The following is a 13,106-nucleotide window of genomic DNA, read 5'->3' as shown; positions in this document are numbered from 1 at the left end:
CAATGCGATCTCTCGCAATGGTGCAGAGACGCCCAGTTTCTGTTTGTCTTCCTCGGACAACTCGGCATCCGCTGACATTCGGCCGTCGAAATCGAAGTAGCTTTCCAGCCGATCCAGCAGCCACTTCCCTAAGCCCACTCGTAGATCATCTGCGTGTCGGCGATGATTAAACAATCCTTGGCGACCCACCCAACGCCGTTTGTACATCGAATCTTCGAGAATCCCCAGCTCCGTACTTTGGCCAATACACTCAATCCGCCGTCTCCACACTGTTTTTATAGACTCAGGCCAATGCGTCGGTATGTCTTTAGGTACAACAAAGCCATCCTCGTTAGTTTGATTATTGATACAAAACGGTCGCTCGCCTTCATCGACACAAAGATTCTCTGGAAATGGATCAAGAAGCACAGTCTCGTCGCAGAGGCCGAACAAGCAGTAACTGGTAAAGTCTACCTCTTCTTGGATAGCAACGAGGTGACGATGAGCGTCTAGTCGTTTCTTATGGACAGCTTTGATCAGATGGCCAAGGTTATTCTCCGTAACGAAAGACGACTGAATAATCTTGTGGGGCGAGATTTCTTCTAATTCAGCTATGTGAAAACACAATCGTTTCCCGAGATCAGAAAGACGCTTCCATAACGATTCCTTGCTTTCATCATCAGATGCAGGAATTGGAATCTTCTTTATCTGCGTGGTGGAATACTGAAATGGCACCTTGGAAAGCGATTCAACCCGAACACCGTCGCCACCGGTAAGCTGCTTTTGATGTGCGATCTGCTTCATCCAGAAACACACAATAGAACTGTTACAGTATGCCAATAATTGCTCAAACGAACCTTCCGGCGAATCGGACTGTAATATGACGACCGGAGCGGTCATATTGAACAGCGACGGTATACTTGATGGAACAAAATGTAGATGGCTTGCAATATTCGGTGATGCTAAATACGGCGTAGTCCGATACCGAGACGGAAAAAACATTGTGTGGTCAAACCATCTTAAACCACGCTCTTCGACTGTTTGACCAAAGTCTTTGCGATGACGGAGCGGCACTCTAAACATCCAAAAATGTCGCTGCATATCCAGGGGAATCTGCTCCAACGGCTCACCAGAGCTTTTATGATAAGGAAACACACTCACTAAGTCTGCATCGAGTGAATAGTCGCGAACCGAATCTCCGGTAACGAATGGGACGACAAAGTCTCGTAGATGAATGCGTCGAGCTGTGTCGGGAGGAAGAAAATACACATCGTCCTCGCCAACGTGAGTCGAACGACCTATGTCGTCGATTATGTTCGACAGAGAACCTGAAGCTGCATCATCAATACGTTCTTTCAAGTCGGTGGCTCCGCCACCACCAATTGACCATGGGTGCTTTTGCAGCTTCGACCGTAACAAATCTGCCGTAGTGGCAAATTCCGTATTTGTTCCTGTCTGGTCAACTTGCTCCGTCACAGCCGTCCACACGACTCCTTTGGCGGGATCGTCTGGCGTCTCTGGCTCTCCCCCATTTGCCATTACGACACGTACTTCGGAAGTAATTGGGAACCGATTCCGACCGAACAGTATAACGGTGGGAGTTCCATGTCCAGGAATGTACGCCCCACTGATATCTAGGACGTGGGTGAGGTCGATCGTCTCAAAAAACTCTTCTATTAACTTTTTTCCGAACTCACGACGCATGAAGCTATTTGCAGTAATCTGCCCTGAAAGCCCAGCGCCCGATACCTCATTACCACGAAGGCAAAGGCGAAATATTCGCTCCATGAATGGCACAGACAAGGAATACCTTCGGTGACAGGACGAATACCGATTTCGGTAATCTTGATTGAGGGCTTGGTCTTTGGGTGTGATATAAGGAGGATTAGCCACGACACAGTGATAGTGGGACTCACGGAGAATCCTCGTAAGTCGTTCAGAATCTTCTGCAAAATACGTGTGCCGCTGATCATCGAGCTCTGCTTCGGGACTGAGCGCTGTGAACTCGCGTTGGCCCTTCGCGACCTTCGCCGTTCCTCGCAGTGGCGCGTGCCAAAGTGAATCACCGCAGGCCAGGGTTCAGTTCGAATTCGGGGGCATCACTCAGTTGGGTAATGTGGCACGCTTTGAGGGCCGCCAGCAGCAGCCGGAAGCGGGCGATCGCAATCGCGAAGGGGTTGATGTCCACGCCGTGAATCGAATTCAAAGTTCGCTGAACCAGATCGCGGACATTGGCGCCGGGGTCCTTTTTCTGCCAGCGGTCCAGTATCCGTGGGAAACTGCCCAGCAAGAAGTGACCGCTGCCGCAGGCCGGGTCGATCATGCGGAAGCCGGCCGGCGCCAGTTCTTTGCCGTCCCGGCCTTTGACCGGGGGTGCGTCGAGACCGAATTCGTCGAGCGCCGGGTCGAGTGTGCGGTCGAGGATGAATTCTTCCACGAAGTCCGGCGTCTGCAGCAGCGCGTATTTCTTACGGGCTGCTTCGCTCAGGTCCTGATACAGGTCGCCCAGAAAACGGGTATCCCACTCCGGATCGGTGAAGTCGTGAAGCAGCACGCCGGTATCGGAATCGATCTTCTGGAAGAACCGCAGCAACTCCCCCGCGGCATCCGGTCCCAGCCAGTTGGGGAGTGCGTTCATCGGGTTATGGGAACCGAACAGATCTTGACCGGCGGGCAGTTGTGCCAGTCCCTCAAACAGATCAAGCAGATATTCTCGATCAGTCAGCTTGGCGTGCTCCGGATCCTGAAAAAAGAGCGTGTGTTCATCGCGGGCCTGCTCCAGCCGTTTCCCGGGACCAGCCAGTCGCGGCGGATCGATCAGCTCGTTGTCTTCCATAAAGCGGGCAAACACACAGCTGAGCACCCAGGCGGCAGCGACCTGCGTGATGAAGTCGTCCAGCCACCGTTTATACGTAAGCGCGGTCCGCTCGGCGTCTTTTGCTTTTTGATACTCCGCGCGCAGCCACTCCCCCACCTCGGGCACTTCCACGGAACTGGTTCGTACCAGCAGGTCGGCTTCCAGTTTCCGCAGCAGCGATTGCAGATCGGACAGTAACTCAGAGCGGTTAATCATGGTGTGCTTTCAGTTTTCGTTCACGACTCAATAAGGTCAAACTGCGTAAGCAGCAGACTGCGGTTCAATTCGATGGTATCCGATGCTTCGTCGCGACGCAGAACATCGTACCCATCGATGTTCAACACGCGCTCGGCCTTGGCCAGAAAGCCCGGCAAGCGAAAGCCGGGAATCTCCAGAGTGCGGGCCAAAGCCACGCTGGTCAATTTACCGCCGCGGGTATCCAGGGCTGTGAGCAGATGGATAAAGTCTTCATCCGTGGGAACGCCGCGGCCACCGAATTGTTTCTGCTCCTCAAAGACAATGCATTTTATCAGCCGCAAGATCCAGTCGGACGTCCCGGTTTCGACAGTTGCGGGGACCGTTTCTTCTTCCTCTTCCAGCGGGAACAGAGTATCTCGCGGTTTTTCCTCTAATGGTTTCAACCGGGGTACCGGTTCCGCAGGGACACTTTCAACTGTTGTCGATTGATCCCACCAGTTGGGAGTATCGACGGACTGCTCACTCCAGCCGACAGGCAATTCGTCGGTGCTGGCCAGGACCGCGATCGGTGCCACCATCTCCTGCGGTGTCAATCCCCCGTGGTAGCCATTCTTTTTCATTCCGTAGCGGACCGATTCGCTCCAGGGGACAATTATCCTCTGGCCTGCCATAATCACCCGCGGCCCTTCTACCAGAATCTCATCCTGCTCCGGTTCTCCGGTCGCAGTTCGCCAACGCTCGCCTCCCGCAGCTTCGTCCTGATAAACGCGGCCCTGGGCATGACAGTCGAGCACATGACCATGATCACTGAGCAAGACCACCAGGCGCCGTGCGATGCGTGCTTCACGCAGCAGTGAAGACAGTCCCTTGATTTCGTCCCTGGTCCAAAGTGTGTCGATCTGCTCGCCTTTGAGCAGGTGATCGTCAACGGCGTTAATGACTACTCCCACCACGCGGCGGTGTGTGGAGGCAATCTCTTTACGAACCTCAGAGGCCAGTCCGGAATCTTCATTTTCAGACAACCCGGCCTTATGGAACAGAACCGGCGGTGATCCACTACGGGAATGTGCCAGTAAACCGGGGTGGTTTGCAAACAGTTTTCGCTCGCTGTCCTGAGTCCCCTGCCCCAGCTTACCACTCAGCAGGCTGGTCCGGGAGAATTCGGTTACCGAGGGAATCGTCGCCAGGCCGGGACGGTTGAACTTCCGGCCCGGTTCGGAAATGGCCAGCCATTCATGCCGCGTCAGGTCTGCCAGTAGTTCCCGCATCACGGCGACACTCATCCCGTCCAGGACAATGGCCAGAACGAGACCGTTTTCCGCCAGAGGAACGACAATCTGATCCAGGACCTGTTCGACCGGAATCACGTCTTTGCTGTTTGATCCGGAGGCAGTCCAGTCCGTCAATAATTTCGCAAACGTTTTGGCCTGCTGCTGGCGGATTTGCGTCACGCGATCGAACAGTTGCGCATAGGCGGTGGAAAGCTGTGGAACCGGATCGCCACTCCGCAGGCTTAATCTGGCCCAGTCGACAAAGCCCCCCTCATGGAGCTGGTATTCGGCTGCGGCATCGAAAGACTGCGTTTCCGCCGCAGGTTGCTTTTCAAGATGGCTCAACCAGCGAACCAGGCGCACTGCCATCTCCACGCGCTGGAGTCGTCGTGTTTCCCGAGCGGCCTGCTCATGGCGCTGGACAGAACGGCAGGCATCCAGTACTGACTCCAGATTTTCCCAGGCTTCCGATTCGAGGAGCTGACTAAGTTGATTTCCGGTATGTGCCAGCCGCTGGTCAAACCCGAGGCGAGAAGTATCGCTAAGCCAGGCATAGTCTGCCGCCCCGATTTCCTGAAGAATCGCATCGCCGCGTCCGATGATTTTTTCAAAGGTTTTGGAATCCTGTTCCCGCATCGAGCGGATGACTTCTGACGCTGTAGAGCTCCAGCGCTGCATGTCTTCTGCATCAGGGATGTGCCCGGCAGCGTGGTTAGCGTCTTGACTGGAACGGAAATATTTTCCTTCCAGTCTCCCAACCGCCTTATCCAGTCTACCTGCAGCTGAGGGATGATAGACAACTCTGGCCGCCAACCCCAGGGGAACGGCATCCGCCTGCTGCAGACGCTGGATGCAGTGTAGAATGACGGCAGCTGTAGAGCCTGCCTTTTCCGTCAACCAGGTAATCACCGCCGACTGAAATTCAGGATCACAGCCGCAAAACCGATCTGTGGACTGCTGGTTCAGGGACCAGCGTAACAGGGAAGTCAAATCGGGTGTCTCATCCTGGAAACCCAGCCTGTGACTGAGTAGAAGCGGCCAGGCGGTCTCGGCATCCAGAAACCCACCTCGTGCCGGTGAGAAACCGCCGTCGGGAACGAATTCCAATAATGCCTCTGCGATCCAGGGGTGTTGCGTCAGACGCGGGTCCACAGCGGTCGCATCAAACAGTGACCGGACAATCTGCCAGGAATCGATCTCCAGCAGCCTGCGTTTCGCCAGCCGCAGTAAAACATCATCGCCCAGGTCCTGGTCCTTGAGACCTGTGATGATTACCCGTGTCGTATGCTCATCCGTCGGCTCGCGGAGTGCCATGCGGAACGAGAGCGGCGAATCACACTGTGTAATGGAATAGTCGTTATCTCCGTCCGTCCAGACGGTCTTATCGGTCCAGCGTCCGGAAGAATGAATCGCAATCACCTTCGCCTGAGGCAGTTTCTGCCGAATGGAAGTGACCTTCGCTTTGATCTGGCTGAAAGAAGGCGCCGTGATCGTCATACGTCTCCTCCCTGTTCGATGACCCAGCTGACGTTGACCCGCACTGACTGATCCTGCTTGAGATTTTCCGCCAGTTGCGCCAGCTCTTTCTGTGCCGCCTGCAGCGAAAGATTCTGTCGTGCATCCTCCGCCACAACCTGCTTCCGCAGTTTAACGGGTGGTTTAATGTCTGGCGGAGTGACGTCAGGCTTGTCTTCTACCGGTGGTGGACTGACCTTGACCATTTTCTTCACTAAACGGAGAGACTGGGCCTGGGCCAACTTCAACGCGGGAGCAAGTTCGAGCACATGCTCATCGCTCAACAGGGCTGTTTCCAGTTCACTGCGGATCTGCTGCGCGTCGGATCGATGCTCTTCGGGAAGCTCGCGTAGCAGATCGAAGGTCTGCCAGCCGGCAGTGCTCAGATTCCCTTCCAGTTCCGCAGCTTTGGCAACACATTCACCCATTGCCGTTTCACTGGTGGCGATCTGAGCGGAAGCCAGCAGGCTGACGAGATTGTCGGACTCCGTCGAACACACCTTCTCTACCAGAGAGGAGGTCGCGGCGGCGGTCTGCATCCGATTCGCATCATCAGGTTTGATCCCCCACTCGGTCAGACGGAGTTTCAGCTCCTGCTGATAGGCCTGACAGGCTTTCCTGACATCAGCCGCTTTCTTTTTACATTCGGTTGTCAGCTTTTGCACGTTGCCCACACTCAATAGTTTGAGCCCCGCGATACCAAAGATACTGCCAGCACGTTTCAGGGCCTCTTCCCATTCTGTTTTATCAGGCAGGTCCACTTTACGCAGTTCACAGGCGTCTGGCACATTGGAGAGTGTCGTCTCATCAAATGCACCACCATGTAGATACAGGGTCATATTGGACTGTGCCGCATAGATCAGAATAATCAGGTTCTGCGCTTCTTTGGGAAGCCCCATCGGGCGGGGATCGTCAATCCATTTCCGCAGTTGCCCTACCGAGAACCCACTACTGGTCTCCACAGCCTTGCGGTCAAAATGAGTTTTCCAGTGCTGCCCCAGAACAAAATGGGTTTTGTCGAGCCCCAGTTCCCCAATCATTAACGGGTTGGCGATCTGACGGACGACCGGCCGTTGCGTTTTTTCGATTTCAATTCTGCCATCCGGCGTCTGCGTCGCCGGTGCAATATTTTCATAAACCTTCTTCAACGCCCCCGTTTTGACTTCTGTTTCGAACTGGGGTGCTGCCGGGAACTCGTGCTGCAATGCCTGGCTGAGCAGATGCTGCATCGCTCCCGACAGATCAGCGGCCACCGGTGCCTGGGGATCGAAGCCGGGCAGGAGTGAGACAAACTGCTCGTTCAATTCCAGTTCGAATGTGGGATCGATGGAACCCGGCTGGAGCGAATCCAGTCCATAAGCGGCATCCAGATGATTCTGAACCCGTTGTCGCAGCTGGTTCCGCTGACTTTCCAGAATGGTCTTGGCGGATTGACGATCCTGGGGGGAAAGGTGATTGGTGAACTGGCCAAATCGTTCCCCGGTCAGGACATGTTCCAAGGCGACCAGAATTCCCAGGTCGGCCAGTGCTTCTTGACTGAAGAAAGAAGGGATCCAGCAGAGTGTTTTATTTCCCTCGGGTTGTGACTGCTTGACTTCCTGAACCTTACTCAGGTCATCGCGGGGACCATGCCCGGCTTCATCGAAAGGAAAGTCGATGATCAGTTTCCAGTCGGTGTCGTTATTCTCCAGCGACGAAGCCGGCAGTTCGCGGATATTTCGGAACAGGACAATGGCATTGCGTTTAGTATTCCGCCACCAGAAATCATGAAACTGTTCGAATTCCCCATCACCTTCAATTCCCAGTTGCTCATAGAGCATCTGTCGCACACGCCGGATGCGGTTGCCCTGATTATCGACTGTCTGCCGCGCCTGCTCGATAATCGAAGCCGTATCGACGCCGGAGAGTTGCAAGGAAATCGTGGGATTCACTTCCTCGCCGATGTTGATCTCGCCGACAGAGCTGCGCCATTTCTTAACCAGACGCAGCACTTCAGCAGCTTCCTTCCCCGGAATGGGGGATTTGATGCTGCCATGATTGAGGGCTGCCAGTTTTTCCGCAGTCAACGCCCGGAGTGATTCGACTTCCGGGACCAGTGCCGAAAGCAGCAGAGTTTTAACCAGGCGATCATGATTGCGGAACTGAACCCGGCGTGGATCGTCGTACGGCAGTTTTTCAACTTCTTCCAGGCGAATGCCGTTGTCTTTCTCAATCACGGGCAACAGTTTCTGATGGTAGAGCCGTTTCGCATTGTTGAAGTGGGTTGCCATTTCCTGGCTGAACGCTTCGTCTCCGTGTGCGACGACATCGAACAGATCACCGACGGGGATAATCTCGCCCAGTTGCAGTGTATCCCGATGATCGACGAGCAACTGCATCATCACCTTGAGTGCGGTCCGCTCCCGCTGCAGAACACTGGAAACCGCGATCAGCGTCTGTACCAGTGCCGGACTGAAAGGATAAACCTGTCGGAACATCTGCTGATTCCCTTCCTGGGTCAGCAGAATGCTCATGACATTATCCTTCATGCGAGCCGTCTTTTCGAAGGCCGCATCGAGTTCGTCACGGGCCGACTGATCATAGCAGCGCAAGACCCGCTTCTCAGCGATTGCCGGCAGGTTCCGGTCTTCCAGAGTGATGGTATTGAAACGTCCCTGCTGCCAGTCGAGTGAATCACTGAAACTGAGTTTCTCAGCCCCCGGCACATGATTGCCGACCAGTTCGCGGAGATCGCGTTGTCTGGCGACAAAGCTGATCAGGGGAATCGGCCGTTCTGCGGACTGTGCTTCGACCAGGCTGGTGAGTTTGGTGGCTTCCCGTTTCACGAATGCCAGGTCGGCGGCTTTCGAGGCCAGCCAGAGAATCAATTCGTCCAGAAACAGAATCAGGGCATCATAGCCGAGTGCCTTCGCATGCTGGCTGATCAGCGAGAGCCCCATATCGAAACGGACAAAGTTCCCGCCCCGATTACTGATAACTTCGGCATGGGAGGACGCCACGGTTTTCAGCAACGTACTCACGAGTCGCAGGTGTGATTCGGATTCCGGCTGTGCAGCGGCCGCTGCTTCAAATGAGGCAGCATCCCAGGCAGCCTCCAGCTCTCCCCAACCTCCCCCGCTGCTGCTGAGCCCTGCATTGAGCCGCTTGAAAAACGGTTCATCACCATACGTATCCCATTCGGCTTTGGCTTCCTTGATGATGGCCGCAGAGACATAAACCGGTGGTATGGGAGCATCGGGGTGGGTCCGCCGCATGAACTCGACATAGTTCCCCAGGACACCCGATTCCATATCGTGAGCACCAATCATGTGATAAGGCACGAGCAGAAACGTTTTGCCGGCCAGCCACTCATTGTGCTTCTTAATGATGGGCGCCAGTTCGGGAATCCCGCGTGCGGTGGGGTTGCCTTGCAGGATCAGATGCAGCACCGCCATGAAATGGCTCTTACCACTACCAAAGCTACCGTGCAGATAGCTGGCCTTGCTGGTCCGGTTCTGAACGGCACTGCCGATAAACGAGAGTGCCGAATCGAAACACGCACTCAGTTCCGGCGTGACGACATAATTATCGAGGACGACTTCCGGACGATTGATATCCTCCGCCAGGCGGAGCACAAAGTCCCCCTGCTGGATCTGTTCCGGGATGTTGATGAGTTCTTTGATGAGTGTCATTGGTGTTTTCTTTATCGTAATTGGAATCGGGCAAACTTCACACTTATGGCGAACCCGTTGTCCACAGCTTGAATGCTTCCTGGGAAACGATTTCTGCTTTCGGGAAATCAGTGTCGTATAATTTTTTGAAACAGCGCAGGCAGTTGGTATGTTCGCATTTAGAAGAGGTTAAAAAATCGACTCCCGCTTGTCCTTCCGCCTGCTGCTGCGTATTGCCGTTATTTACCTTTTCCAGTGCAGTGAATAATAAATAGATCAACATTGCTCGACGTTTGAAGAGATAGGCACGCTCGTCATCGTCATCCAGCTGAAACATTTCAATGGTGACCAGGGCCCGTTTGCGACCAAACCCCGATTTCTTTTTTGCTTGTGGGGAAAGACCAAAAAACTCTATCAAGTCTTCAGGATCATCATCCAGATCACTGATCGGATAGATCAGATATGCCTTTTCACTTTTCATCGTAGCGGGATTCTTCGAATTATTTTTTCGTGTTGTTCCTGCAATGGGAAAGTAATCTCGTTTGCGTGTAGAATTGCAGGTTTTACAGGCAGCGGCATAATTCAGAAATTTATAAGCCAGTAATCGGTACCCATCTTCAGAACCTGAGTTGGGCTGGCTGACATGAACACCTTCGGTATTCTCCATCCAGTTGGGTACTTTCCAGCGTTTTACATTATTTTTCGGTCGAAAGTGTTCGACGTCCTGTTCAATGGGCTGGTCCTCGATTTCTTTTTCACAAAAAACACACTTGGAAAACTGGAGATCTGTAAAAACCTGTTTTATGGGGCTCCAGATGCTAGTGACTTTGAGAGTCGTGTCAGCCTCCAGCTCATCTGTTTTCGTCTGTGCATCAGTAAGCCAACCTGGTTTATGAGTTTCGATCTGCTGTTCGAGATCATTTCGATCAATGTCTATACGAATCATTTATTGCCCTCCAGTCCTTTCGCCATCTCTGATATCAGATTCATGGCGGCCTCGTTACTTCCCTTTCTTGCTTCCAAACGCAGTTTGTATAGTTTGTCTCGTTTATCTGGTGCGCGAGTCGATTCCAGTCCAAACAGATCAGAAACCAGAATCTGATCAACATCCAGGCCATGGATTGCCTGCTCAAAGGGATCAATAGCAGTCCGATGCTGATTGTCCAAGCGCAGGTGTTTAATATTCATCCATTCCACCGAACCGGCAATCAGTGGGCTATGAGACGTAAAAATGAACTGCAAACGCGGAAAGGTTTTCGACAGGTGGCCAATCACTTCCATTTGCCAGGCAGGATGCAGGTGGAGATCGACTTCATCAACTAGTACGATTCCCGAAACTTCATTTATACGGAGATTTGATCTTTTACAGGCATAGTCAAGATGATAAATAAGGTCAGTGACCCATCCAAGAAACGCTTTATAACCATCAGATAGGCTCCGAAACGGAATCTCCATTCCACCTAGCGAGAATACAAAATCATCCTTGACTTGTTTCCCCTTAAATACAAAATGTCCGCGCCCAAGTGCACCGTTAATTAAGTCTACAACTTGTTTGGAACGTTTGGTTCCTTTCTTATAAAATGAGAACCATGAAGGAAGTGATGTTAATGTATAGCCTTCCTGTACAATACTCTCGATCCGCGCAAGTCTTGCAAATTTACTTGATCTTCCTTTGGAGCGAATCCGATCTGATGACGAGTCAACTCGTCTCGTTGCTCCATAAGCAACCGCGAAGAACGAGTCATTACCGGAGAGATAAACTTTTTCCCAGTTAATTTGAGCACTACTCTCAAAATCAAAACTTTCCAGTTCCCCCTTTTGTGTGATCTTAAGCTCAATAGAACCAATTTTCGAAGGGGACTCATCTCTTAAGTTCAGAATTTCGTTGTCCTGTAGTGCAAAGTTTGCTTGGATTGACCCTTCTTTATTTTTCTCGCGGGAAGTCGGTGTACGAGTGGTTGGCTCGAATCGAACAAGTGGTCGAGGGGCAATCCGAGATTCATTCACCGCAGGCCCCAGCGCAGCAAGGGCAATCGCCTCCAGAACCGTCGTTTTACCACAGGCGTTCTCGCCAAAAATTAGATTGACGTTCTTGTACATCGGCGGATTCTGCAATTCATGGCCCTCACCATATTTCATGTCCGGATGATTAAAAGTCATCGTTTTTTCCGCAGCGAAAGTGCGGATATTTTCCAGTGTGATACTCTCGATATACATTGTGACTCCTTTAGTTTTTAGTCCGTGTTTTTTTTGTAGGCTTCTTCGGCGGTTGCCAGGCTTTGATTTCATCGCTGGTTTTGCCCAGGGCGCGGGCTTCTTCGTTGACGAAACCTTCGTAGACTTCGTCCATTCGCTGGTTGAATTCGGGATCGATGTCGTGGTGCCACTGCTTGAGCCAGGGCAACAGTTCGATCACCCCCGCCAGCAGCGGAATCAAACGCACATCGTCGCGGCCCCCCAGGTGTTCCTGCACTTCCACGAAATACGCACTGATCGCCTGCGTTAACTGCAGATGATTGTAACCGGCCCAGGCGAGCAGCAGTGCGCCGTCCGGCCCTTCGCAGTGCGGAAAACTGACCCAGCGTTCTTTGGGCACATCCAGTTTACCCCGCAGCGCCCAGTAACGCGCACCGCCGGTGGAGAGGAAATCGCTGCTCTTATATTTGGGGGGGACTGGGATCGACAGAATCGGGTCCAGTCCTCGATCGTCGGCTTTCTGCTTGTCGGGCGTCTCGCTCTGCCACGCGGCGAGCTCTGTGCACTGTTGTTCGGTCAGATCGTAATCGGTCAGGTTAACGGGTTCACCAGCACGCAGTTTGTCTTCCAGCCGCTGCAGTTCCCATATTCGTTCCCACTCGGCCCGGTTGCGCAGGCCGGTCGGCTTATAGCGTAACACCGGCAGCAGCGGCACGTGTTCTCCTTTGACGAGTTCTTCGACCAGGCGTTCCACATCAAAGGCCGGATCGTCGCGATAGACTTCCGCGACTTCCATGAACTGTGAATCCTGCCGGGCGATGTCGGCAAGTTTCGCCACTGAATACAATGCGATCTCTCGCAATGGTGCAGAGACGCCCAGTTTCTGTTTGTCTTCCTCGCTCAACTCGGCATCCGCGGCCATCCGGCCATCGAAATCAAAGTAGGTTTCCAGACGATCCAGCAGCCACGACTTCAAGGCCCGTTCCACCTGCGAATCCCACGGTTCCGTATTCCAGCGGCGTTTGTATTCGGGCTGTTCGATCAGGGCGATGTTTTTGTTCTCTTCGATGACTTCGATCCGCCGCTGGACGAGCTGCTTATAGTCATCGGACCAGTGGTCGGGAATTTCGGTGATCGGCGTGCTGCCGTGACGCTCGAACCAGGTCGTCTGGACTTCGCCAGTGGCTATCTGCCGTGCCAGCACGATTTCAAAGGCCCGTTCGCCCAACTGAATACCGAATGATTCTTCCACCGGGTACGTCAGGTCCTCGTCCAGTAAGCCGTAGAGACGGTAGCATTCCCAGTCGAGATCTTCTTGGAGACGTATTTGCTGAGAGCGTAATTGTTTATTAAGTACTTCAAACTCAGCGAGTTTCGATCTAGTATGCCCCCTACTTGGTGCAATGTTAGACATCTCGTTTGCCCTCGCATTTATCCACT

Annotated in this window: 7 protein-coding genes; all 7 read right to left on the bottom strand. The window is 53.2% G+C overall.

Annotation, left to right across the window (positions count from 1 at the left end; all coding sequences use genetic code 11):
* Window positions 1–2,022, bottom strand: a 2,022-nt coding sequence (gene pglX / locus AACZ40_RS23410) for a BREX-2 system adenine-specific DNA-methyltransferase PglX (RefSeq protein WP_339676058.1), incomplete at its 3' end; no start/stop codon positions are given.
* A gap of 19 nt (window positions 2,023–2,041) precedes the next feature.
* Complete coding sequence (pglX, locus tag AACZ40_RS23405) at window positions 2,042–3,052, bottom strand: BREX-2 system adenine-specific DNA-methyltransferase PglX (RefSeq protein ID WP_291166828.1); 1,011 nt, start codon at window positions 3,050–3,052, stop codon at window positions 2,042–2,044.
* 20 nt (window positions 3,053–3,072) lie between these two features.
* Window positions 3,073–5,802, bottom strand: coding sequence for a BREX-2 system phosphatase PglZ (pglZ, locus tag AACZ40_RS23400; protein WP_291166830.1), 2,730 nt, complete (start codon window positions 5,800–5,802; stop codon window positions 3,073–3,075).
* Window positions 5,799–9,491, bottom strand: coding sequence for a phage resistance protein (locus AACZ40_RS23395; RefSeq protein WP_291166832.1), 3,693 nt, complete (start codon window positions 9,489–9,491; stop codon window positions 5,799–5,801). Before AACZ40_RS23395 ends, pglZ begins: the two co-directional genes overlap by 4 nt.
* A 43-nt stretch (window positions 9,492–9,534) precedes the next feature.
* Window positions 9,535–10,416 carry a hypothetical protein gene (locus tag AACZ40_RS23390; protein WP_291166834.1) on the bottom strand — a complete coding sequence of 294 codons (882 nt, stop codon included), beginning with the start codon at window positions 10,414–10,416 and terminating at the stop codon, window positions 9,535–9,537.
* On the bottom strand, window positions 10,413–11,687 hold the full coding sequence (locus AACZ40_RS23385; protein WP_291166835.1) for an ATP-binding protein: 1,275 nt from the start codon (window positions 11,685–11,687) through the stop codon (window positions 10,413–10,415). Before AACZ40_RS23385 ends, AACZ40_RS23390 begins: the two co-directional genes overlap by 4 nt.
* A 10-nt stretch (window positions 11,688–11,697) precedes the next feature.
* On the bottom strand, window positions 11,698–13,080 hold the full coding sequence (locus tag AACZ40_RS23380) for a hypothetical protein (RefSeq protein ID WP_339676054.1): 1,383 nt from the start codon (window positions 13,078–13,080) through the stop codon (window positions 11,698–11,700).
* Window positions 13,081–13,106 lie beyond the last annotated feature (26 nt).

It is taken from the genome of uncultured Gimesia sp. (assembly GCF_963972345.1).
In the GTDB taxonomy this organism is placed as follows: domain Bacteria; phylum Planctomycetota; class Planctomycetia; order Planctomycetales; family Planctomycetaceae; genus Gimesia.
The sequence above is the reverse complement of the archived record's forward strand: the minus strand, read 5'-3'. Positions and strand labels throughout refer to the sequence as shown.

What these genes read in the sequence shown, in the direction of transcription:
- pglX (WP_291166828.1), bottom strand. Translation starts at nt 3,052, where the DNA reads ATGATTAACCGCTCTGAGTTACTGTCCGATCTGCAATCGCTGCTGCGG.
- pglZ (WP_291166830.1), bottom strand. Translation starts at nt 5,802, where the DNA reads ATGACGATCACGGCGCCTTCTTTCAGCCAGATCAAAGCGAAGGTCACT.
- AACZ40_RS23395 (WP_291166832.1), bottom strand. Translation starts at nt 9,491, where the DNA reads ATGACACTCATCAAAGAACTCATCAACATCCCGGAACAGATCCAGCAG.
- AACZ40_RS23390 (WP_291166834.1), bottom strand. Translation starts at nt 10,416, where the DNA reads ATGATTCGTATAGACATTGATCGAAATGATCTCGAACAGCAGATCGAA.
- AACZ40_RS23385 (WP_291166835.1), bottom strand. Translation starts at nt 11,687, where the DNA reads ATGTATATCGAGAGTATCACACTGGAAAATATCCGCACTTTCGCTGCG.
- AACZ40_RS23380 (WP_339676054.1), bottom strand. Translation starts at nt 13,080, where the DNA reads ATGTCTAACATTGCACCAAGTAGGGGGCATACTAGATCGAAACTCGCT.